Source organism: Streptomyces sp. JH34 (assembly GCF_029428875.1).
GTDB lineage: Bacteria > Actinomycetota > Actinomycetes > Streptomycetales > Streptomycetaceae > Streptomyces.
Window position 1 is genome coordinate 6,346,983 of sequence record NZ_JAJSOO010000001.1, and the last position, 23,803, is coordinate 6,370,785.

Consider the following 23,803-nt stretch of genomic DNA (forward strand, 5'->3'; position numbering starts at 1 on the left):
ACCTCAACTCCCCATCAGTGTCCGACACCAGGGGTGGCTTCCCGCCTCGCGCCCGTTCTACGCGGACCGAGGCGTTCGCCTGTCGCACGTACCCCCGTGAGGTTCTTCTGCCCCGTACGTACGGACGAACGCAAGGCCGTGAAGATTCCCGCCGAGAGGCATCAACCGGCCCCGAAAGGTCAGGGAACGAAGAATTCCAGCCAACTGCCGTGTGAGGATGAACCGCGTTCGGCCAGCGATTCTCTGTCGCTTTCGCGAACTTCTTCGCTGGGAATACCGGGACAACTGGTGAACAACTCAGGAAAGAGCGGCCGGAAATCGTCCGGACACGCCTTCGAGTTACCAGGGAGTCAGTAGTAGGCTCGCGCCGTTTGTTGACGGAACACGGGCGGACGCCCGGTGCACCGCGGCAGGAACGCCGGAACGACCAGGAAGACCGGGCAGCCGGAACCACCCGGAACGCCGACACGAACACCCCCGCGGTGCGGGGCCGAGCTGGGGGAGGCCATGCGCTTTCGCGGGAAGTCCATCCGCAGGAAGATCGTGGCGTTGCTCCTGGTGCCGCTCGCGTCCCTGACGGGCCTCTGGGTCTTCGCCACCTACGTCACCGGCCGTGAGGCCGGCGAGCTGATGGGTGCAGGCGCCATCGTGGAGCAGGTCGGCCACCCGCTGGAGGACACCATCCGTGCCGTCCAGGGCGAACGCCGCCAGACGCTCGTCTTCCTCGCCGATCCCCGGGCCTCGGACGCCCTCCCCCTTCTGCGCCGCCGGCGCGCCGTGACCGACAGGGTCGTGGCCGACGTCAGGCAGAGCGCGAAGAGCACGGACATCCGGGACAGGCTGAGCCCGGACTCGGAGGCCCAGCTCGACTCGATACTCAACGAGATCGACGGCCTGGACGCGCTGCGGGGGTCCGTCGAGAAGCGCACCATCGACCGGACGAGGGCCCTCGCCTTCTACAACGGTCTCGTCGACCCCTGCTACCGCTTCCTGAACGGTCTCCACTCGATGGAGAACGTCTCGATGGACAAGCAGGTCCGGGCCCTGGTCGGTATTTCCCGGGCCCGGGAGATGCTCTCCCGCGAGGACGCCCTGATCGCGTCGGGCCTGATCGCGGGACGCCTCGGCGCCCCCGAACTCCGCGTCGTCTCCGACCTCGCGGCCAGCCGCACGCTCCTCTACGAGGTCAACCTCGAGCTCCTGCCGGCAAGTGAACGCGAGCGCATGGAGCAGTACTGGGACAGCCCCGAGACCGAGCCGCTGCGGACCACGGAGCGGAAGCTCATCGCCGCGGGGCCGATCACCGAGCCGGGTGCCGTGGACTCCGAGCGCTGGGAGGAAGTGGCCCCGCCGGTCCTGGAGCACCTGGCCAACGACGGCACCGAGATGTCCAACCGCTTCCAGGACCGCGCGGAACCCGCCGGCTACCGCGTCCTGATCCAGGCCGGTGTCGCCGGAGTCCTGGGATTCGTCGCCCTGCTCGTCTCCGTCTTCGTGTCCGTGCGCGTGGGACGTGAGCTGATCCGCGACCTCTCCCGGCTGCGCAAGGACGCCCACGAGGTGTCCGGGGTGCGGCTGCCCAGCGTGATGCGCAGGCTGGCCGCGGGCGAGCAGGTCGACGTCGAGACCGAAGCCCCCCACCTCAGCTACGAGCGCGACGAGATCGGCCAGGTCGGGCAGGCGCTCAACACCCTGCAGCGGGCCGCCGTCGAAGCCGCGGTCAAGCAGGCGGACATGCGCCGCGGGGTGTCCGAGGTCTTCGTCAACCTGGCACGACGCAACCAGGTGCTCCTGCACCGTCAGCTGACGCTTTTGGACAGCATGGAGCGGCGCACCGAGAACGGCGACGAGCTCGCCGACCTCTTCCGCCTCGACCACCTCACCACCCGCATGCGACGTCACGCCGAAGGCCTCGTGATCCTCTCCGGGGCGGCCCCGTCCCGGCAGTGGCGCAAGCCGATCCAGCTGATGGACGTGGTGCGCGCGGCGGTCGCGGAGGTGGAGGACTACGAGCGCATCGAGGTCCGCCGCCTGCCCCGCATCGGTGTCGGCGGTCCGGCCGTCGCCGACCTCACCCACCTGATCGCGGAACTGCTGGAGAACGCCACGGTGTTCTCGCCCCCGCACACCGCGGTCCAGGTGCACGGCGAACGGGTCGCCAACGGCTTCACCCTGGAGATCCACGACCGCGGCCTCGGCATGGCGCCCGAAGTCCTCCTGGACGCCAACCTGCGGCTCGCGGAGACACCCGACTTCGAACTCTCCGACACCGACCGGCTCGGCCTCTTCGTCGTCAGCCGGCTCGCCCAGCGGCAGAACGTCAGGGTGTCGCTGCAGACCTCACCGTACGGAGGGACGACCGCGGTCGTCTTCATCCCGGCGCAGCTGCTCACCGAGGCCCCCGACACGCACGGCACCGGCTTCCGTCTCGACCGGCGGGCCGAGAAGGCCATCGGCGGCGGCAGGCCGGGCAGGGACGCGCCCGGCAGCGACAAGGCCCGCAGGGACGGCATCGCGGCCCCGGACGTCCCGGGCAGGCCCTCCGGACTCTCCCCGGTCCCCACGGGCCTCACCGACCCGTCCGTGCTGGACGGTCCCGTCGAACTCGAAGGCCCGGTGGGCACACTCGGGTTCACCGACCCGGCACGGGACAGGGAGCTCGATCCGGCTCTCGGCCCCGTCCTCGACGGTGTGTCCGACCTGGAGGACACCGAGAGCGAGCGGGGCGGCATCTTCCGGGCCCGCGACCTGCGCAGGGAAGCCGACAGGGAGCAGCACCAGCAGGCCTTCGACGCGTCCGACGGCCGCTCCGCGGACGTCCGGCCGATGCGGCCCGCAGGGCCCGTCCCCCTGCCGCGCCGCAAGCCGCCGACGCTCGTCAGCGACCAGGGCCGCCGCATCGGCGACGCGGGCCGTTCCCACCACGGCACACCCGAGGGGTTCCCCCCGGCCGCCGGCTCGGGCGGGACGACGGAGCCGGGCCCGGGAGCGTCCACATCCGACGAGGCCCCGGTGCGGCTCAGGCCCGCGTCCCGGCTCTCGGCGTCGGACACGGTGGGCGGCCTCCCGCGCAGGGTCCGGCAGGCCAGTCTCGCCCCACAGCTCCGGGAGGACTCCGCTGGCCGGACTTCCGGCCAGGCCCCCGCGGACACCGACGACGACCTCGAACGTGACGCGGACGAAGTACGCAATCGCATGGCCTCGCTACAACGCGGCTGGCAGCGCGGCCGTCGGCAGAACGCCGAGGACGTGACCGGCCCCGGCGAGACAGCACCAGGAACCACTCCGGGAGGGGACGGTCGATGACCGCACCGAACGCAGCAGCACACAACGCCGCACGCCAGGGCTCAGGCGAACTCAACTGGCTCCTCGACGAACTGGTCGAGCGCGTCGCGAGCATCCGCAAGGCGCTGGTGCTCTCCAGCGACGGCCTCGCCACCGGAACGTCCCAGGACCTGACCCGCGAGGACAGCGAGCACCTGGCTGCCGTCGCCTCCGGATTCCACAGCCTCGCCAAGGGGGTCGGCCGCCACTTCGACGCCGGCCGCGTCCGGCAGACGGTGGTGGAACTCGACGAGGCCTTCCTCTTCGTCACGGCTGCGGGTGACGGCAGTTGCCTCGCCGTCCTGGCGGAGTCGGACTCGGACGTCGGACAGGTGGCCTACGAGATGACCCTGATGGTCAAGCGCGTGGGGGTCCACCTGGCCAACGCCCCCCGGACCACCGGTCTGCCCGCCGGAGGGTGAGGCGAGGGGATGAGCGCTGACTCCGTCCGGGACACCGCGCCCGGATCACCGCCCGTTTCCGCCGAAGCGGGCTCCTCGCGCTGGTACGACGCCGAAGCGGGTCCGGTGGTCCGGCCCTACGCGATGACCCGGGGGCGTACCAGCAGCGCGTCCCGCCATCGTCTCGACCTGATCGCGCTCGTCGTCCCGGAACCGGTGGCCGACGATCCCGGCCGGGACCAGACGCTCTCCCCGGAACACGTGGAGATCGTCGAACTGTGCAGCGACATGCCCCAGTCGATCGCCGAACTCGCCTCAGGACTGGACCTCCCCGTCGGGGTGGTCAGGGTCCTGGTCGGTGACCTCGTCGAGGACGAACTGGTGCACGTCACCCGTCCCGTTCCGCCGGCCGAGCTGCCGGATGTGAGCATTCTTCGCGAGGTGATCAATGGCCTTCGGGCGCTCTAGCCGCCGGAAGCGGCCCGTCGAGCCCGTTACCCTGAAAATTCTGGTGGCGGGCGGCTTCGGAGTGGGCAAGACGACGCTGGTGGGAGCGGTCAGCGAGATCAGACCGTTGCGCACGGAGGAGAGGCTGAGCGAGGCGGGCCGTCCCGTCGACGACGTGGCCGGGGTCGAGGGCAAGAGCACCACGACCGTCGCCATGGACTTCGGCCGCATCACCCTGCGCGAGGACCTCGTCCTCTATCTGTTCGGCACCCCCGGCCAGGACCGCTTCTGGTTCCTCTGGGACGAGCTGGCCCAAGGCGCCCTGGGCGCGGTGGTCCTCGCGGACACCCGGCGGCTGGAGGACTGCTTCGCGGCCGTCGACTACTTCGAGCGCCGGTCGATCCCGTTCACGGTCGCCGTCAACCTCTTCGAGGGCGCCGAGCGGTTCCCGACGGAGACGGTCCGGGCCGCGCTCGACCTCGATCCCGAGGTGCCCGTGCTGATCTGCGACGCGCGCGACAAGGCCTCCGTGCGGGACGTACTCGTCGCGGTCGTGGAACACGCGCTGGTGCGTGCCGACCGGGTCCGGGAGCCCGCCGGGACCTGAGATCCGCACCGGACGCGGCCCGTACCCCCGCCGACCGGGGTACGGACCGCGCGTACGGTGCGGGGGGCGGACGTGGAAGGAGTCTTCACCCGGGGTGACGACCCGTCAACCCTGCGCGCACCGTGAGGTCACCGGTTCTCGGCGAGCCACTCGGCGGCGGTCTCGGCGAGCTCGGCGTCCCGGCCGGTGAGCATCATCCGGATCATCTGCACGTCGCCGCGCAGCGACCACGCGGGGTTCCCGAACGTCGCCGGATTGTTCTTCTCGATGAGGAAGTGCGCCGGCCACGCGGTCCCGTACCCGATCAGGGGCAGGGCCAGGGCGTACCGCTTGCGGCCGCGCGCCAGACCGTACGTGGTGACCGCGAGGCCGGTCAGGGTCCCGGTCAGATGGATCCACCGGGTCGCCGCCCTCGAGTGCATGGCGACGTAGTACGGCCAGAACTCTTCATACGAATCGAACGTCTGCTGAGACATGAGGGCACCGTAACGGCTGGGCCGGCAACCGGACACGGCAGTTCCGCGTCGGAGAAGGAGAACGGGCGGCCGGAGCCCACGGGGGTGGTCCCGGTCGCCCGTTCGTCCGCCGGGTCTCAGTGCCCCGCGACGGAGCGCCGTGCCACCGGGAAGTCGAAGTACGTGTCGGGGAAGAGCTCGGGCTTGTAGGTGAAGTGCCACCACTCCTCCGCGAGGTTCACGAAACCCAGGCCCGTGAGCGTCGACTTGAGGAACTGCCGGTTGGCGCGCTGCGCCCCCTGCACCCGGGGGTCGTCCGTGTGCGACAGGGTGTCGAAGCAGTCGTACCCCGTACCCATGTCCACCGAGTTGTCCGGGAAGCGCTCGCTCCTCGGCGCGTAGCACGGTGCCAGTTCCTCGCCCGGCTCGTACGGCCGGGTCGGCAGCGCCGGCAGCTTCACCAGGGTGAGGTCGACCGTGCCGCCCCGGCTGTGTCCGGACTTCTCCGCGATGTAACCGTCCTCGAACAGCCGCGTCTTGTCGACCAGCGGATAGAACTCGTCCTTCATGGCCTGGTCGTCGAGGTCCTTCGCCCAGCGCACGAAGTGGTCGACGGCGCGCTGCGGCCGGTAGCAGTCGTACACTTTGAGCGAGTAGCCCTGACGCAGGAGGCTCCGCTGGGCCGTGCGCAGCGCGAGAGCCGCGGGCCTGGTCAGGATGCAGACGGGCTGCCGGTAGCCGTCCACCGGCTCACCCATGAAGTTGTGCGCGGTCGTGTAGCGCATCTCCGTGATGATCGTCGGATCGACGGAGCGCAGGTCGACGAACTCCGGCGGAGCCTTGGGTTCGGGCCTGGCCGCGGCGGCCGGGGCGGCGGCGGTCACGGCGAGCAGAGCGGCGCCGGCGGCGGCAAGGGCGCGGAGGGTACGAGCAATTCCTGTCATGGGCACACCGTCTATCAGCTTCGGCGCCGCAGGAGAAGAGCGATCGGATACAGTCCGCCCGTGAAGGACTCCCACTGCGGCTACTGCGGGTCCCCGTACGCCTCCGGCACCTGGCCGCGCACCTGCACGGAATGCGGTCGCACCGCCTATCGCAACCCTCTCCCCGTCGCCGTGGCCCTGCTGCCCGTCACCGAAGCACAGGGCACCGGCCTCGTCGTCATCACCCGCACCATCCCACCGCACCGGGGCGGAACCGCGCTGCCAGGCGGCTACATCGACGAGACCGAGGACTGGCGCCACGCCGTCGTGCGCGAACTGCGCGAGGAGACGGGCATCCGGGCCCACGGGGCCGACGTACGCCTCGCCGACGCCCTGAGCTCCCCGGACGGCCACCTGCTTCTCTTCGGACTGCTCCCGCCGCGGCCCGCCTCCGAACTACCGCCCTCCGCACCGACGGACGAGACCTCGGGATACGACGTACTGCGCACCCCGGGCGAACTCGCCTTCCCCCTGCACACCCGGGCCGTACACGCCTGGTTCTCCGGCGCCTACGGCTGAGCGGCGCCCGGCAGCCCCCGTACACGCACCGGATACGGCACCGACTCCTCCTCGCCGTCCCGCTCTACCACCACACGCCCGGCACCGATGCGCGAGGTGTAGCGCTCCACCTCAGCCCGCTCCCACCCGTCACCCACGTCCCGCACGACCAGCCCGCCCCCGGCACGCCCGGCAGCCGGAGCCCACACCTCCAGTTCCAGTGCCCCCTCCGGGCTCCGCACCGGGATCACCGCCCCGGCCCGTGCCAGCACCGGGATCCGTGACAGCGGCGCCTCCACCACCACCTGACCAGGGCCGTCGAACGCCCGTCCCGTCGCCGTGTCGTACCAGCGCCCGCGCGGCAGCCGCACCGACCTGCGGACGGCTCCCTCCTCCAGCACCGGGGCGACCAGCAGCGCGTCACCCAGCAGGAATGCGTCCTCGCAGTCCCGCAGCTCGCGGTCCCCCGACGCACCCCACCACAGCGGCCGCACATACGGCGCACCCGTCAGCCGGGCCAGCTGCGCCAGCGTCACGAAATAGGGAAGCAGCCGTTCCCGCTCCTCCAGCACCCGCCCGGCGTGCACGAGCACCTCCGGCCCGAACTCCCAGGGCTCCCGGCGCCCCGCGTCGATGGCCGCGTGCGTGCGGAACAACGGCATGTACGCGCCCAGCTGGAACCAGCGCAGATACAGCTCGGGAGACGGCGAACCGTCGAACCCGCCCACATCGGGCCCCGAATACGGCACCCCGCAGAGTCCCAGCCCCAGCACCAGGGCCAGCGAGGCCCGGAGCCCGGGCCACCCCGTGGCCACATCTCCCGACCAGGTACCGCCGTACCGCTGCATGCCCGCCCACCCCGAACGGGAGAACAGGAACGGCCGCTCCTCGGGCCGCAGCCGCCGCAGCCCCTCGTACCCGGCCCTCGCCATCGCCAGGGCGTACACGTTGTGCGCCTCCCGGTGGTCCCCGCCCCGCCCCTCCAGCGCGTGCCTCGACGAACGCGGCAGCGACGGGTCCCCGAAGGCCGAGAACGACACCGGCTCGTTCATGTCGTGCCACACCCCGGCGAACCCCTGGCCGAGCCGTTCCTCGTACAGCCCGCCCCACCACTCCCGCACCAGCGGATCGGTGAAGTCCGGATAGACGCACTCGCCCGGCCACACCTCACCCAGCACCGGCCGGCCCTGCGGATCCCGGACGAAGGCACCCTCCGCACCGACCTCCATGCCGCTGTCGAACACCGCGTTGCCCGCCGACGCCCGCACGGCCGGGTCGACGATCGACACCAGCCGCACACCTTCCTCACGCAGCTCCTTCGCCAGCCGCGGAAGACCGGGGAACCGCTCCGGGTCGACCGTGAACACCTGGTGCGCGTCGTAGTGGTCGATGTCCAGATGCAGCACCGACAGGGGCAACCCCCTGTCCCGGTATCCCGCGACGATCCGCCGCACCTCCTGCTCGCTCCCGAACCCCCATCGCGCGTGCTGCGGACCGAGCGCCCACGACGGCGGCAGCGCCGGTGCCCCCGTCAGTCCCGTCCAGCCCTGGAGAACCCGGGCAGGCGTACCCACGACCACCCAGCAGCGCAGCGGACCCCCGTCCATCCGCACCTCACACGTACCGGGCCGGTCGTGCCCCGAACCGGCACCCTCCTCGCCCTCCCGGAGCGTCACCCCGCCCGACCACGAGTTGTCGTGGAACACCAGATGCGTCCCCGCGTCGGAGACCACGACCTGCACCGGCATCGTCAGGTACAGCGGATCGTCCCCCGGACCGAAACGCCCGCCCGGATCGGTGTTCCACAGCCGGTACGTGCCCTCCCGCAGCCTCGGCCCCCCGGAACGCCCGCCCAGCCCGAAGAACCGCGCGTCGGCCGGAACCTCGGAGCGCTGCACCCACCGCGCCCCACCGCCCTCCACCGGCTCCCACCAGCGCGGCGGCAGCTCCCGGCGCAACAGCACCCCACCCGGCGTACGCAGTTCCACCGCCCCGAGCCGCGAAACGACCACCGTCAGCCGCTCCGACACCACCTGCCAGCCGCCGTTCGTGTCCGGCTCCAGACACGCCCGCGGATCTGCCTCCGGCGCGGCACCCGGCAAGGCGTACGAGGGAAGCGGCCCGACGCCGTCCCACGACCAGAACACCGCTCCGCCCACCGCCACCCGGATCACCAGTTCCGAGCGGGCGAACCGCACCACGCCACCGCCGGGCCCCGGCTCCGCGCCGACCAGGAGACCAGGCACACGGGCCCGCTCCGCACCGCGAGGCACCAGCCCCCGGACATCCGCACGCCGGTGCCGCCAGGCCGAGCGCACCGCACGCATCCCCTGTACGGAACCGACCATTCTCACCGAGCGCATCAGGTCACGACCATCCATGCGGCCACCTTGCCATCCGCCCGGACGGAAGCGTGCCCCGTTCAGCTTCCGTTCACCTGTGGCTCCACCACACAGCCGGACACGCAACCATGGCAGGCGGACCCTGGTGCGCAAGACGATCACGTGGCATCGTCCGTGACAGCCGTTCACGCGCACACCCCAGCCCGTGCGCGACGCACGCACACCCCGCGTACACCCCGAAAGGCCAGGGAGCCTCCATGACCTCAGCAGCCGGCGAAGCCCCCCTCTGGCAGCCCCAGCCCGAACGCGTCGAGGCCGCCGCCGTCACCCGCTTCCAGCGATGGGCGGCCGAGCACCACGGAGCGCCCGCCGACGGCGGGTACGCGGCACTGCACCGCTGGTCGGTCGACGAGCTCGACACCTTCTGGAAGGCCGTGGCCGACTGGTTCGACGTACGCTTCTCCACCCCGTACGAAACCGTCATCGGCGACCGCACCATGCCCGGTGCCCAGTGGTTCCCCGGCGCCACCCTCAACTACGCCGAGCACGCCCTGCGCACCGCCGACGACCCGCTCCGGGCGGACGCCCCCGCCCTGCTGTACGTCGACGAGACCCACACCCAGGCAGCGGTCAGCTGGTCCGAACTCCGGCGCCAGGTCGCCTCGCTGGCCACTGAACTCAGAGCGCTCGGCGTCACCCCGGGCGATCGGGTCAGTGGATACCTCCCCAACATCCCACAGGCCGTCGTCGCGTTCCTCGCGACCGCCGCGGTGGGCGGGGTCTGGACCTCCTGCGCCCCCGATTTCGGCGCCCGCAGCGTCCTGGACCGGTTCCAGCAGGTCGAACCCGTCGTCCTGTTCACCGTCGACGGCTACCGCTACGGCGGCAAGGAACACGACCGCACCGCCACCGTGGCCGAACTCCGGCGCGAACTCCCCACCCTGCGCGCGGTCGTCCACATCCCGCTCCTCGGCACGGAAGCCCCCGAAGGCACCCTCGAATGGTCGGAGCTCACCGCCTCCGACGTCGAACCGGACTTCGAGCAGGTCCCCTTCGCGCACCCCCTGTGGGTGCTGTACTCCTCCGGCACGACCGGCCTTCCGAAAGCGATCGTCCAGTCCCAGGGCGGGATCCTCCTCGAACACTTCAAGCAGATCGGGCTGCACTGCGACCTGGGCCCCGACGACCGCTTCTTCTGGTACACGTCCACCGGCTGGATGATGTGGAACTTCCTCGTCTCCGGCCTGCTCACCGGCACCACCGTGGTGCTGTACGACGGCAGTCCCGGCCACCCCGACGTCAGCGCGCAGTGGCGCGTCGCCGAACAGACCGGCACGACCCTCTTCGGCACGTCGGCCGCCTATGTCATGGCCTGCCGGAAAGCAGGGGTCCACCCGGGCCGCGACCACGACCTCAGCCGCGTCCAGTGCGTCGCCACCACCGGCTCCCCGCTCCCACCCGACGGCTTCCGCTGGCTGCACGACGAGGTGGCCGACGACCTGTGGATCGCCTCCGTCAGCGGCGGCACGGACGTCTGCAGCTGCTTCGCCGGCGCGGTACCCACCCTGCCGGTCCACATCGGCGAGCTCCAGGCCCCCTGTCTCGGCACCGACCTCCAGTCCTGGGACCCCGCGGGCAAACCGCTCACCGGCGAGGTCGGCGAGCTCGTCGTGGCCGCACCCATGCCGTCCATGCCCGTCCGGTTCTGGAACGACCCGGACGGCCGCCGCTACCACGACAGCTACTTCGACATGTATCCCGGCGTCTGGCGCCACGGAGACTGGATCACCCTCACCGAGCGCGGCTCGGTCGTCATCCACGGCCGCTCCGACTCCACCCTCAACAGGCAGGGTGTACGGATGGGATCCGCCGACATCTACGAGGCCGTCGAGCGGCTCCCCGAGATCCGCGAGTCCCTCGTCATCGGCATCGAGGAGCCGGACGGCGGCTACTGGATGCCCCTGTTCGTCCACCTCACCGAGGGGGCCACGCTCGACGACGAGCTGCGCGACAGCATCAAGCGGACGATCCGCGAGAACCTCTCACCCCGTCATGTCCCGGACGAAGTCATCGAGGTCCCCGGCATCCCGCACACCCTCACCGGCAAGCGCATCGAGGTTCCGGTCAAGCGACTCCTCCAGGGAACAGCCCTGGCCAAGGCGGTCAACCCGGGATCCGTCGACAACCTCGAACTCCTCCACTTCTACGAGGACCTGGCCCGCGAACGCCACTGATCGGGCCGTCGGCAGCCGCTGTCAGTCCCCCTGATTACTCTGAGTGAGCAACGATCCACAGCGCACAGGGGGACTCATGGCGCACATCGAACAGAGCGGGCGAAGCCGGCGGCGCTCCGCACCATCCATGCGACGCGCACTGCGCCGCGAAGCACCCAGCACCGTCGGCCTCCTGGTCGACGCCGAGGACTTCGCGGCCATGCGCCACTACCGGAGCTTCACCTTCGACGACCACGAGGTCTACCTGCGACAGGTCGAGGGACTGCTGCGCACGCTCACGGCCCAGGGCATGCACACCACCGTCGCCCTCTTCGACCCCGAAGACTACGCGGAGTTCTGTGCCGAATCGGGCCTCGATCCCGACGAACGCACGAGCCGCAGCCGCTTCACCGCCGAGATCGCCGCGGCCGGCGCCACTGTCGCCTACACCGGCCAGCCCATCGACACGCTGATCCCGCTCCTCGTCTCGCGTGCCGTCCGCCGCGCGACATGGGAGTACGCCACGATGCTGCTCTCCGGTCTCGGTGACTGCGCCGACTGCGGGCAGGACGTCGGCAGGGCCGCCTTCGACCGGGCGTCCCACCTCCTGATGCGTCTGCTGGAGACGGCGGGGCCGGGCACCCACCACGTCGTCTGCAGCACGCCCACCGACAACGAACAGCTCCTCGCCGTCCTCCACACCGCGCAGGACGCGGACGGCCCGGCACGCCTCTCCACCTCGGAGGGGGCGGAGTTCGCCACCGTGCTCGCCGTGGGAGTCGCGCTCGAGACACAGGGAGGCGTCGTACTGCGCACCACCGCTCCCGAGACCCCGGACCGGGTGCACGGCTGGCGCCTGCACCGGGGGAGCCTCGTCCCGCTCACGGCCGGCGAGGTGTTCAGCGCCTACTGCACCGACGCCGACACCGGCGAACCCGTGTCCCCGGAATCCGGCGTCGAGTACTGCGCGGGGTTCGACCTCGGCACCGACGCACCGGAGGCCCATCACTGACCCCTGACAGACCGAAGGGGTTCCCGCCACGACCGACGGGAACCCCTTCACATCCGACCGCGTACGGCGGGCGTCCTCACTCGCCCGACAGCACCGCCTGCGCCGCGAGCCGCGCCTCGTCGGCGGAGTCCGCCGCCCGCGCGGCGGAGGCCGCGCGCTCGCACTGCGCGAGCGTGTGCTTCGCCAGCGTCGCCCGCACATAGGGAATGGACGCCGCACCCATCGACAGGGAGGTGACACCCAGACCGGTCAGCACACACGCCAGGAGCGGGTCCGAAGCGGCCTCACCGCAGACACCACAGCTCTTGCCCTCCGCCCCGGCGGCCTCGGCCGAGAGCGCGACCAGGTCGAGCAGCGCGGGCTGCCACGGGTCCTGCAACCTGGACACGGCCCCCACCTGACGGTCGGCCGCGAAGGTGTACTGCGCCAGGTCGTTGGTGCCCAGCGACAGGAACTCCACCTCCTGCAGGATCGAGCGGGCACGGAGCGCGGCGGACGGAATCTCCACCATCGCTCCGAACTTCGCCTCCAGCCCGGCCTCACGGCAGGCGTCGGCGAACGCCTTCGCGTCGGCACGGTCGGCCACCATCGGGGCCATGACCTCGAGATACACGGGAAGGCCCTCGGCCGCCCGCGACAGGGCGGTCAGCTGGGTCCGCAGAACGTCCGGGTGATCCAGCAGGCTACGCAGCCCCCGCACACCCAGCGCGGGGTTCGGCTCGTCGGCGGGCGTCAGGAAGTCCAGTGGCTTGTCCGCACCGGCGTCGAGCACCCGTACCACGACACGACCCTCGGGGAACGCCTCCAGCACCGCGCGGTAGGCCTCGACCTGCTTGTCCTCGGACGGCGCCTGCTTGCTGTCGTCCAGGAAGAGGAACTCCGTGCGGAACAGCCCGACGCCCTCGGCACCCGCCTCCAGGGCCGCCGGAACGTCACCGGGACCACCGACATTGGCGAGCAGCGGCACCTTGTGACCGTCGGAGGTGGCTCCGGGACCGGTCACTGCCGACAACGCCGCCTTCCGGGCCGCAGACGCGCTCTCCATCTCGGCGCGCTTCTCCTGACTCGGCTCGACGAAGATCTCACCCGTGCTTCCGTCCACCGCCACGACCGTGCCCTCGGCGATCTCGCCGGCACCGGGGAGAGCCACCACGGCCGGCACTCCGAGTGCCCGCGCGAGAATCGCGCTGTGACTGGTCGGTCCGCCCTCCTCCGTGACGAAGCCGAGGACCAGCGTGGGGTCGAGCAGCGCGGTGTCGGCGGGAGCCAGGTCACGCGCGATCAGCACGTACGGCTCGTCGCTGTCGGGCACGCCCGGCATCGGGACTCCGAGCAGCCGCGCCACGATCCTGTTCCGGACGTCGTCGAGGTCGGCGACCCGTCCCGCCAGGTACTCCCCGGCATTGGCCAACAGGGCGCGGTACGCGGCGAACGCGTCGTAGACACCGCGCTCGGCGGTGCTGCCGACGGCGATACGACGCTCGACATCGGCGATCAGTTCGGGGTCCTGCGCCATCATGGCCTGGGCCTCGAGCACATGCTGGGCCTCGCCCCCCGCCAGGTTGCCGCGCGCGATGAGGTCGGCCGCAACGGCTTCCACGGCCTGGCGGGCACGCCCCTGCTCGCGCTCCGCCTCGTCCGCGGGAATCTGTTTGGCCGGGGGCTCGAGCACGGCCGTTCCCATATGCCGAACCTCGCCGATCGCCACCCCGTGGCTCACGCCGACGCCTCGCAGCGTTGTCTCCATTGCACTCGTCTCCGATTGTGCGGCGGTCGCACCGCCGCGGTGGATACCCGACTGGCTCACTACAGTGCCGAGGGTGTCACTGCCAGCCGAACAGCGTCTCGCCGACCTTGACGTCGCCGTCCTCGCGCACGTCGGAAAGGGATTCGGCCGTGGCCTCCAGGGCTACGACCGGGCAGATCGCGGACTTGCCGGCAGCCTCGACGCCGGCCGGGTCCCAGCGGACGATGCCCTGACCGCGGGTGACCGTGTCACCCTTGTTCACGAGCAGCTCGAAGCCCTCGCCGTTGAGCTGCACCGTGTCGATTCCGAGGTGCGTGAGCACTCCGTGTCCCTGGTCGTCGACGACGACGAAGGCGTGCGGGTGGAGGGAGACCACGATTCCGTCGACCGGGGAGACGGCCTCAGAGGGCTCGCGCACGGGGTCGATGGCGGTACCGGGACCCACCATCGCTCCGGAGAAGACGGGGTCGGGAACCGCGGTGAGACCGATGGCGCGGCCGGCAAGAGGGGACGTCACTGTGGTCATGGAGAGCCTCCCAGGGGTGGGGATCCTGATGGTCACCGCCACGGCTGATCGGGGGCGGCGTACTGATCAGCAGCGTAAGTCATATGAAGTCCCGGTTCCGCCCGAGAGCTACCGGTTGGCCGACCTAGGGGCGCACCGGAAACGATTTGCCTCGTCTCACAGCGGCCTGTACTGTCGTACCCCTGCCTGACCCCAACACGACTTCGAGTCCGGGATCGGCAGCGACTCCCAAGCCCAGACTCTAACTCTGATCGGTGCTCTCGCATGCTCGCGAGGACCCCGGTAAGGGACACGGAAAAGGCCTGATAGAGTCGGACTCGCCGGAAAGGGAAACGCGAAAGCGAAGAACTGGAAAGCGGAAAAGTAGTACCGCAGTAACCCGCTTCGGCCGGGAATCGGACACGAAAGAGTCTGATAGAGTCAGAAACGCAAGAACGAAGGGAAGCGCCCGGAGGGCCCCGGTGAAACGGGACCGAAGGAAGCGTCCGTTCCTTGAGAACTCAACAGCGTGCCAAAAGTCAACGCCAGATATGTTGATACCCCGGCCTGCATCACGCAGGTTGGTGGTTCCTTTGAAAAGTCCTGCACGATCTTCGGGTCGGGTAGGCAACAACAGCGAGGACGCTGTGAACAACCGGTCATATTCCGACCTGGTTGTTCCGCTCTCGTGTTGTGATCCCGATTACGGGAAAACATTCACGGAGAGTTTGATCCTGGCTCAGGACGAACGCTGGCGGCGTGCTTAACACATGCAAGTCGAACGATGAAGCCCTTCGGGGTGGATTAGTGGCGAACGGGTGAGTAACACGTGGGCAATCTGCCCTTCACTCTGGGACAAGCCCTGGAAACGGGGTCTAATACCGGATAACACTCTGTCCCTCATGGGGCGGGGTTAAAAGCTCCGGCGGTGAAGGATGAGCCCGCGGCCTATCAGCTTGTTGGTGGGGTAATGGCCTACCAAGGCGACGACGGGTAGCCGGCCTGAGAGGGCGACCGGCCACACTGGGACTGAGACACGGCCCAGACTCCTACGGGAGGCAGCAGTGGGGAATATTGCACAATGGGCGAAAGCCTGATGCAGCGACGCCGCGTGAGGGATGACGGCCTTCGGGTTGTAAACCTCTTTCAGCAGGGAAGAAGCGCAAGTGACGGTACCTGCAGAAGAAGCACCGGCTAACTACGTGCCAGCAGCCGCGGTAATACGTAGGGTGCGAGCGTTGTCCGGAATTATTGGGCGTAAAGAGCTCGTAGGCGGCTTGTCACGTCGGATGTGAAAGCTCGGGGCTTAACCCCGAGTCTGCATTCGATACGGGCTAGCTAGAGTGTGGTAGGGGAGATCGGAATTCCTGGTGTAGCGGTGAAATGCGCAGATATCAGGAGGAACACCGGTGGCGAAGGCGGATCTCTGGGCCATTACTGACGCTGAGGAGCGAAAGCGTGGGGAGCGAACAGGATTAGATACCCTGGTAGTCCACGCCGTAAACGTTGGGAACTAGGTGTTGGCGACATTCCACGTCGTCGGTGCCGCAGCTAACGCATTAAGTTCCCCGCCTGGGGAGTACGGCCGCAAGGCTAAAACTCAAAGGAATTGACGGGGGCCCGCACAAGCAGCGGAGCATGTGGCTTAATTCGACGCAACGCGAAGAACCTTACCAAGGCTTGACATATACCGGAAAGCATCAGAGATGGTGCCCCCCTTGTGGTCGGTATACAGGTGGTGCATGGCTGTCGTCAGCTCGTGTCGTGAGATGTTGGGTTAAGTCCCGCAACGAGCGCAACCCTTGTTCTGTGTTGCCAGCATGCCCTTCGGGGTGATGGGGACTCACAGGAGACTGCCGGGGTCAACTCGGAGGAAGGTGGGGACGACGTCAAGTCATCATGCCCCTTATGTCTTGGGCTGCACACGTGCTACAATGGCCGGTACAATGAGCTGCGATGCCGCGAGGCGGAGCGAATCTCAAAAAGCCGGTCTCAGTTCGGATTGGGGTCTGCAACTCGACCCCATGAAGTCGGAGTTGCTAGTAATCGCAGATCAGCATTGCTGCGGTGAATACGTTCCCGGGCCTTGTACACACCGCCCGTCACGTCACGAAAGTCGGTAACACCCGAAGCCGGTGGCCCAACCCCTTGTGGGAGGGAGCTGTCGAAGGTGGGACTGGCGATTGGGACGAAGTCGTAACAAGGTAGCCGTACCGGAAGGTGCGGCTGGATCACCTCCTTTCTAAGGAGCATCTAGATTCTCTTCGGGGAGTCCAGAGGCCATTTCGTCGGCAAATGTTCGACGGTGGTTGCTCAAGGGTGGAACGTTGACTATTCGGCACGATGAGCACGGTTTTGTTAGTACTGCTTCGGCGTGGAACACAGGATTGGGTTGATCGGGTCGGGCACGCTGTTGGGTATCTGAAGGTACGGCCGTCATGGTCGCCTTCGGTTGCCGGCCCCAGTGCACTCACCTGTAAGGGTGGGGTGATGGGTGGCTGGTCGTTGTTTGAGAACTGCACAGTGGACGCGAGCATCTGTGGCCAAGTTTTTAAGGGCGCACGGTGGATGCCTTGGCACCAGGAACCGATGAAGGACGTGGGAGGCCACGATAGTCCCCGGGGAGCTGTCAACCAAGCTTTGATCCGGGGGTTTCCGAATGGGGAAACCCGGCAGCCGTCATGGGCTGTCACCCGCTGCTGAACACATAGGCAGTGTGGAGGGAACGAGGGGAAGTGAAACATCTCAGTACCCTCAGGAAGAGAAAACAACCGTGATTCCGGGAGTAGTGGCGAGCGAAACTGGATCAGGCCAAACCGTATGCGTGTGATACCCGGCAGGGGTTGCGCATGCGGGGTTGTGGGATCTCTTTTTCACAGTCTGCCGGCTGTGAGGCGAGTCAGAAACCGTTGATGTAGGCGAAGGACATGCGAAAGGTCCGGCGTAGAGGGTAAGACCCCCGTAGCTGAAACATCAACGGCTCGTTTGAGAGACACCCAAGTAGCACGGGGCCCGAGAAATCCCGTGTGAATCTGGCGGGACCACCCGCTAAGCCTAAATATTCCCTGGTGACCGATAGCGGATAGTACCGTGAGGGAATGGTGAAAAGTACCGCGGGAGCGGAGTGAAATAGTACCTGAAACCGTGTGCCTACAAGCCGTGGGAGCGTCGCTGTTGTTCTTCGGAGCAACAGTCGTGACTGCGTGCCTTTTGAAGAATGAGCCTGCGAGTTAGCGGTGTGTAGCGAGGTTAACCCGTGTGGGGAAGCCGTAGCGAAAGCGAGTCCGAATAGGGCGATTGAGTTGCACGCTCTAGACCCGAAGCGGAGTGATCTAGCCATGGGCAGGTTGAAGCGGAGGTAAGACTTCGTGGAGGACCGAACCCACCAGGGTTGAAAACCTGGGGGATGACCTGTGGTTAGGGGTGAAAGGCCAATCAAACTCCGTGATAGCTGGTTCTCCCCGAAATGCATTTAGGTGCAGCGTCGTGTGTTTCTTGCCGGAGGTAGAGCACTGGATAGGCGATGGGCCCTACCGGGTTACTGACCTTAGCCAAACTCCGAATGCCGGTAAGTGAGAGCGCGGCAGTGAGACTGTGGGGGATAAGCTCCATGGTCGAGAGGGAAACAGCCCAGAGCATCGACTAAGGCCCCTAAGCGTACGCTAAGTGGGAAAGGATGTGGAGTCGCAGAGACAACCAGGAGGTTGGCTTAGAAGCAGCCACCCTTGAAAGAGTGCGTAATAGCTCACTGGTCAAGTGATTCCGCGCCGACAATGTAGCGGGGCTCAAGCGTACCGCCGAAGTCGTGTCATTCACACATATAGGGCCAACGCCTGTGTGGATGGGTAGGGGAGCGTCGTGTGCCGGGTGAAGCAGCCGCGGAAGCGAGTTGTGGACGGTTCACGAGTGAGAATGCAGGCATGAGTAGCGATACACACGTGAGAAACGTGTGCGCCGATTGACTAAGGGTTCCTGGGTCAAGCTGATCTGCCCAGGGTAAGTCGGGACCTAAGGCGAGGCCGACAGGCGTAGTCGATGGACAACCGGTTGATATTCCGGTACCCGCTTTGAAACGCCCAATACTGAATCAGGCGATGCTAAGTCCGTGAAGCCGGCCCGATCTCTTCGGAGTTGAGGGTAGTGGTGGAGCCGACGAACCAGACTTGTACTAGGTAAGCGATGGGGTGACGCAGGAAGGTAGTCCAGCCCGGGCGGTGGTTGTCCCGGGGTAAGGGTGTAGGACGCACGGTAGGCAAATCCGTCGTGCATAAAGTCTGAGACCTGATGCCGAGCCGATTGTGGTGAAGTGGATGATCCTATGCTGTCGAGAAAAGCCTCTAGCGAGTTTCATGGCGGCCCGTACCCTAAACCGACTCAGGTAGTCAGGTAGAGAATACCGAGGCGTTCGGGTGAACTATGGTTAAGGAACTCGGCAAAATGCCCCCGTAACTTCGGGAGAAGGGGGGCCATCACTGGTGAGGGAACTTGCTTCCTGAGCTGGGGGTGGCCGCAGAGACCAGCGAGAAGCGACTGTTTACTAAAAACACAGGTCCGTGCGAAGCCGTAAGGCGATGTATACGGACTGACGCCTGCCCGGTGCTGGAACGTTAAGGGGACCGGTTAGCTGACTTTCGGGTCGGCGAAGCTGAGAACTTAAGCGCCAGTAAACGGCGGTGGTAACTATAACCATCCTAAGGTAGCGAAATTCCTTGTCGGGTAAGTTCCGACCTGCACGAATGGCGTAACGACTTCTCGACTGTCTCAACCATAGGCCCGGTGAAATTGCACTACGAGTAAAGATGCTCGTTTCGCGCAGCAGGACGGAAAGACCCCGGGACCTTTACTATAGTTTGATATTGGTGTTCGGTTCGGCTTGTGTAGGATAGGTGGGAGACTTTGAAGCAGCCACGCCAGTGGTTGTGGAGTCGCCGTTGAAATACCACTCTGGTCGTGCTGGATGTCTAACCTGGGTCCGTGATCCGGATCAGGGACAGTGTCTGATGGGTAGTTTAACTGGGGCGGTTGCCTCCTAAAGAGTAACGGAGGCGCCCAAAGGTTCCCTCAGCCTGGTTGGCAATCAGGTGTTGAGTGTAAGTGCACAAGGGAGCTTGACTGTGAGACCGACGGGTCGAGCAGGGACGAAAGTCGGGACTAGTGATCCGGCAGTGGCTTGTGGAAGCGCTGTCGCTCAACGGATAAAAGGTACCCCGGGGATAACAGGCTGATCTTCCCCAAGAGTCCATATCGACGGGATGGTTTGGCACCTCGATGTCGGCTCGTCGCATCCTGGGGCTGGAGTCGGTCCCAAGGGTTGGGCTGTTCGCCCATTAAAGCGGTACGCGAGCTGGGTTTAGAACGTCGTGAGACAGTTCGGTCCCTATCCGCTGTGCGCGTAGGAATATTGAGAAGGGCTGTCCCTAGTACGAGAGGACCGGGACGGACGAACCTCTGGTGTGCCAGTTGTCCTGCCAAGGGCATGGCTGGTTGGCTACGTTCGGAAAGGATAACCGCTGAAAGCATCTAAGCGGGAAGCCTGCTTCGAGATGAGTATTCCCACCACCTTGAGTGGTTAAGGCTCCCAGTAGACGACTGGGTTGATAGGCCAGATGTGGAAGCCCGGTAACGGGTGGAGCTGACTGGTACTAATAGGCCGAGGGCTTGTCCTCAGTTGCTCGCGTCCACTGTGTTAGTTCTGAAATAACGAACGGCCGTGTTTTTGCCCGGTGTTGGTTAATTTCATAGTGTTTCGGTGGTCATTGCGTTAGGGAAACGCCCGGTTACATTCCGAACCCGGAAGCTAAGCCTTTCAGCGCCGATGGTACTGCAGGGGGGACCCTGTGGGAGAGTAGGACGCCGCCGAACAATTATTCCGGGAAAGCCCCGTGCCCTTGTGGCACGGGGCTTTTCTGCGTTCACGGGATGTGGTCTCGCACCCCTGTGCACCGATGCTCGGGGACTGAGGGTAAGGTCAGGAGGCATCATTGGCACGTTCTTCACAGGAGGCCCCCGGGTGGAGGTCCAGGAGACTCGAGTTCAGACGGACCGAGTACTCACCATCCCCAACATCCTCAGCATGGCTCGCCTCGTCGGCGTACCGCTCTTCCTGTGGCTGATTCTTCGCCCCGTGTTCGGTGGGCCCAACAGTGATGGCTGGGCCCTGCTGGTCCTGATGCTGAGCGGTGTCAGTGACTACCTCGACGGCAAGCTCGCCCGCCGGTGGAACCAGATCAGCAGCCTCGGCCGGCTTCTGGACCCTGCTGCGGACCGGCTGTACATTCTCTCGACGCTCGTCGGGCTCACTTGGCGGGAGATCCTTCCGCTCTGGCTGACCGCCGCGCTCCTCGCACGTGAGCTGATGCTCCTCGTCATGGTGGGAATCCTGCGCAGGCACGGCTATCCGCCGCCCCAGGTGAACTTCCTCGGGAAAGCTGCAACCTTCAACCTGATGTACGCCTTCCCCTTGTTGCTGCTCAGCGACGGAAGTGGTTGGCTGGCTTCGCTGGGCACCATTTTCGGATGGGCGTTCGCTGGATGGGGTACAACCCTCTATTGGTGGGCAGGGATCCTATACGTGGTCCAGGTCCGCCGTCTGGTCAAGGCGGATCAAGTAGCCGATTAGCTCGTTGACGTGGCGCCGTGCAGAGTCGCCGGCCCGCACCGGAAGTTTTGGTGTTGCCCCGACGGGCGAAGTCGGCAAGACCGTCGTCTCTTCGAGGAGGACGTTTCCGACATGAAGGCCGTCGTGATGGCAGGCGGTGAAGGCACCCGCCTTCGCCCCATGACCTCAAGCATGCCCAAGCCGCTTCTGCCCGTGGCCAATCGGCCGATCATGGAGCATGTGCTACGGCTGCTCAAACGGCATGGGCTCAACGAAACCGTTGTCACTGTCCAGTTCCTTGCCTCTCTCGTCAAGAATTACTTCGGCGACGGCGAAGAACTCGGAATGGAGCTCAGCTATGCCAACGAGGAGAAGCCACTCGGTACCGCGGGAAGCGTGAAGAACGCGGAGGAGGCCCTGAAGGACGACACCTTCCTGGTCATCTCCGGCGACGCCCTCACCGACTTCGATCTCACGGACCTCATCGCCTTCCACAAGGAGAAGGGCGCACTCGTCACCGTGTGCCTGACCCGCGTGCCGAACCCTCTTGAATTCGGCATCACGATCGTGGACGAGGACGGAAAGGTCGAGCGCTTCCTCGAGAAGCCGACCTGGGGCCAGGTCTTCTCCGACACGGTGAACACGGGCATCTACGTCATGGAGCCCGAGGTCTTCGACTACGTCCAGGCCGACACCTCGGTCGACTGGTCCGGCGACGTGTTCCCTCAGCTCATGAAGGACGGCAAGCTGATCTGCGGCTACGTCGCCGAGGGCTACTGGGAGGACGTCGGCACCCACGAAAGCTACGTGAAGGCCCAGGCCGACGTGCTGGAGCGCAAGGTCGACGTCGAACTCGACGGCTTCGAGATCTCTCCCGGCGTCTGGGTCGCGGAAGGTGCCGAGGTCCACCCCGACGCAGTGCTCCGCGGGCCGCTGTACATCGGTGACTACGCCAAGATCGAAGCCGGCGCCGAGATCCGCGAACACACCGTGGTCGGATCCAACGTCGTCGTGAAATCCGGCGCGTTCCTGCACCGTGCGGTCGTTCACGACAATGTCTACGTGGGGCAGCACAGCAACCTGCGCGGCTGCGTGATCGGCAAGAACACCGACGTCATGCGGGCTACCCGCATCGAGGACGGTGCTGTGATCGGCGACGAGTGCCTGATCGGTGAAGAATCGATCATCCAGGGCAACGTCCGGGTCTACCCGTTCAAGACCATCGAGGCCGGCGCCTTCGTCAACACCTCCGTGATCTGGGAGTCGCGCGGCCAGGCGCATCTTTTCGGCGCCCGTGGTGTCTCTGGGATCCTCAACGTCGAGATCACGCCAGAACTGGCCGTCAGGCTCGCCGGCGCGTACGCGACGACCCTGAAGAAGGGCGCGACGGTCACCACCGCCCGGGACCACTCCCGCGGTGCCCGTGCGCTGAAGAGGGCGGTCATCTCGGCCCTGCAGGCCAGTGCCATCGACGTGAGGGACCTGGAGAACGTGCCACTCCCGGTGGCCCGCCAGCAGACCGCGCGGGGCAGCGCCGGCGGCATCATGATCCGTACGTCCCCAGGCGTTCCGGACTCGGTCGACATCATGTTCTTCGACGAGCGTGGAGCCGACCTCTCCCAGGCACGGCAGCGCAAGCTCGACCGGGTCTACGCCCGTCAGGAGTACCGCAGGGCCTTCCCCGGCGAGATCGGGGACCTGCACTTCCCGTCGAGCGTCTTCGACTCCTACACCGGTTCGCTCCTGCGCAACGTCGACACGGCGGGCATCGCCGATGCGGGCCTGAAGGTGGTCGTGGACGCCTCGAACGGCAGCGCCGGGCTCGTCCTGCCCAGCCTGCTCGGGCGCCTCGGCGTGGACGCGCTGACGATCAACCCCGGACTCGACGAGTCCCGGCCCACCGAGTCGGCCGAGTCCCGGAGGGCGGGTCTGGTGCGGCTCGGCGAGATCGTGTCGTCCGCGCGCGCCGCCTTCGGTGTGCGGTTCGACCCCGTCGGTGAACGGCTGTCCCTCGTGGACGAGCGAGGCCGCATCATCGAGGACGACCGGGCGCTGCTGGTCCTGCTCGACCTCGTGGCCGCGGAGCGCAGGAGCGGACGCGTGGCCCTGCCCGTGACGACCACGCGCGTCGCCGAACAGGTCGCGGCGTACCACGGTACGCAGGTGGAATGGACGACCACCTCGCCCGACGACCTGACGCGGGTGGGACGTGAGGACACCACGATCTTCGGCGGCGACGGACGCGGCGGCTTCATCGTCCCCGAGTTCAGCAGCGTCTTCGACGGTGCGGCGGCCTTCGTCAGGCTCATCGGTCTGGTCGCCAGGACACAGCTCACTCTCAGCCAGATCGACGCCCGTATCCCGCGTGCCCACGTCCTGCGTCGCGATCTCGCCACACCGTGGGCGGTCAAGGGACTCGTGATGCGCCGGGTCGTCGAGGCCGCGGGAGAGCGCAGCGTGGACACCACCGACGGTGTCCGGGTCGTGGAGACCGACGGCCGCTGGGTGATGGTGCTGCCAGACCCGTCGGAGGCGGTCACACACCTGTGGGCGGAAGGGCCCGACGACGCCTCGGCACAGGCGCTGCTGGACGAGTGGGCGGCGGTCGTGGACAGCGCGGGGGACTGAGCCGGCGAGCCCCGGTCCGGAGCCGCCTGTCACGGCTTCCGGA

The 23,803-nt window shown here is 67.0% G+C and carries 14 protein-coding genes and 3 rRNA genes; 12 read left to right on the forward strand and 5 right to left on the reverse strand.

The window, feature by feature from the left end:
- Window positions 1–507 precede the first annotated feature (507 nt).
- From LWJ43_RS28575 to LWJ43_RS28590, 4 genes are read left to right on the forward strand one after another with little or no spacing between them, the layout of a single operon-like run.
- Window positions 508–3,306, forward strand: coding sequence for a sensor histidine kinase (locus LWJ43_RS28575; RefSeq protein WP_277335058.1), 2,799 nt, complete (start codon window positions 508–510; stop codon window positions 3,304–3,306).
- Window positions 3,303–3,746, forward strand: coding sequence for a roadblock/LC7 domain-containing protein (locus LWJ43_RS28580; protein ID WP_277335059.1), 444 nt, complete (start codon window positions 3,303–3,305; stop codon window positions 3,744–3,746). The genes LWJ43_RS28575 and LWJ43_RS28580 overlap by 4 nt, the downstream gene beginning before the upstream one ends.
- Window positions 3,747–3,755: 9 nt before the next feature.
- Window positions 3,756–4,193 (forward strand): DUF742 domain-containing protein, encoded by a 438-nt coding sequence (locus tag LWJ43_RS28585; protein ID WP_277335060.1) that lies wholly within the window; start codon window positions 3,756–3,758, stop codon window positions 4,191–4,193.
- Entirely contained in the window at window positions 4,174–4,779 is a 606-nt protein-coding gene (locus tag LWJ43_RS28590; RefSeq protein ID WP_277335061.1) for a GTP-binding protein, read from the forward strand. The genes LWJ43_RS28585 and LWJ43_RS28590 overlap by 20 nt, the downstream gene beginning before the upstream one ends.
- A 128-nt stretch (window positions 4,780–4,907) precedes the next feature.
- On the opposite strand, the gene LWJ43_RS28595 is transcribed toward LWJ43_RS28590, so the two are convergent.
- Together LWJ43_RS28595 and LWJ43_RS28600 are read right to left on the reverse strand one after the other, a co-directional pair.
- On the reverse strand, window positions 4,908–5,255 hold the full coding sequence (locus tag LWJ43_RS28595; RefSeq protein ID WP_277335062.1) for an Mpo1-like protein: 348 nt from the start codon (window positions 5,253–5,255) through the stop codon (window positions 4,908–4,910).
- 116 nt (window positions 5,256–5,371) lie between these two features.
- On the reverse strand, window positions 5,372–6,178 hold the full coding sequence (locus tag LWJ43_RS28600) for a M15 family metallopeptidase (RefSeq protein ID WP_277335063.1): 807 nt from the start codon (window positions 6,176–6,178) through the stop codon (window positions 5,372–5,374).
- A 60-nt stretch (window positions 6,179–6,238) separates the two neighbouring features.
- Between LWJ43_RS28600 and LWJ43_RS28605 the strand changes: the two genes are divergently transcribed.
- Window positions 6,239–6,736: an NUDIX domain-containing protein gene (locus tag LWJ43_RS28605; RefSeq protein ID WP_277335064.1), complete on the forward strand. Its 498-nt coding sequence runs from the start codon at window positions 6,239–6,241 to the stop codon at window positions 6,734–6,736.
- Here LWJ43_RS28605 and LWJ43_RS28610 read toward each other — a convergent pair.
- Complete coding sequence (locus tag LWJ43_RS28610) at window positions 6,727–9,096, reverse strand: glycoside hydrolase family 31 protein (RefSeq protein ID WP_277335065.1); 2,370 nt, start codon at window positions 9,094–9,096, stop codon at window positions 6,727–6,729. The two genes, LWJ43_RS28605 and LWJ43_RS28610, sit on opposite strands and share 10 nt — an antisense overlap.
- 218 nt (window positions 9,097–9,314) lie before the next feature.
- Between LWJ43_RS28610 and LWJ43_RS28615 the strand changes: the two genes are divergently transcribed.
- Window positions 9,315–11,291 carry an acetoacetate--CoA ligase gene (locus LWJ43_RS28615; RefSeq protein ID WP_277335066.1) on the forward strand — a complete coding sequence of 659 codons (1,977 nt, stop codon included), beginning with the start codon at window positions 9,315–9,317 and terminating at the stop codon, window positions 11,289–11,291.
- Window positions 11,292–11,367: 76 nt separating this feature from the next.
- Entirely contained in the window at window positions 11,368–12,282 is a 915-nt protein-coding gene (locus LWJ43_RS28620) for a hypothetical protein (RefSeq protein WP_277335067.1), read from the forward strand.
- Window positions 12,283–12,358: 76 nt separating this feature from the next.
- Here the strand turns inward: LWJ43_RS28620 and ptsP are convergent, their stop codons facing one another.
- Both ptsP and LWJ43_RS28630 read right to left on the reverse strand, forming a co-directional pair.
- The gene (ptsP, locus tag LWJ43_RS28625) at window positions 12,359–14,029 is read right to left on the reverse strand and encodes a phosphoenolpyruvate--protein phosphotransferase (RefSeq protein WP_277335068.1); all 1,671 of its coding nucleotides are present in this window, start codon (window positions 14,027–14,029) and stop codon (window positions 12,359–12,361) included.
- Between the two features lie 76 nt (window positions 14,030–14,105).
- Entirely contained in the window at window positions 14,106–14,555 is a 450-nt protein-coding gene (locus LWJ43_RS28630; protein ID WP_033304207.1) for a PTS sugar transporter subunit IIA, read from the reverse strand.
- 695 nt (window positions 14,556–15,250) lie between these two features.
- Here LWJ43_RS28630 and LWJ43_RS28635 point away from each other — a divergent pair.
- From LWJ43_RS28635 to LWJ43_RS28655, 5 genes are all read left to right on the forward strand, one after another.
- Window positions 15,251–16,776, forward strand: a 16S ribosomal RNA gene (locus LWJ43_RS28635).
- A gap of 299 nt (window positions 16,777–17,075) precedes the next feature.
- Window positions 17,076–20,200: ribosomal RNA gene (locus tag LWJ43_RS28640) — 23S ribosomal RNA — on the forward strand.
- 79 nt (window positions 20,201–20,279) lie between these two features.
- Window positions 20,280–20,396, forward strand: a 5S ribosomal RNA gene (gene rrf / locus LWJ43_RS28645).
- Together the 16S, 23S and 5S rRNA genes form the textbook arrangement of a ribosomal RNA operon.
- Before the next feature lie 148 nt (window positions 20,397–20,544).
- Window positions 20,545–21,153, forward strand: coding sequence for a CDP-alcohol phosphatidyltransferase family protein (locus LWJ43_RS28650; protein WP_033301245.1), 609 nt, complete (start codon window positions 20,545–20,547; stop codon window positions 21,151–21,153).
- A gap of 111 nt (window positions 21,154–21,264) precedes the next feature.
- Window positions 21,265–23,760: a mannose-1-phosphate guanyltransferase gene (locus LWJ43_RS28655; protein WP_277335069.1), complete on the forward strand. Its 2,496-nt coding sequence runs from the start codon at window positions 21,265–21,267 to the stop codon at window positions 23,758–23,760.
- Window positions 23,761–23,803 lie beyond the last annotated feature (43 nt).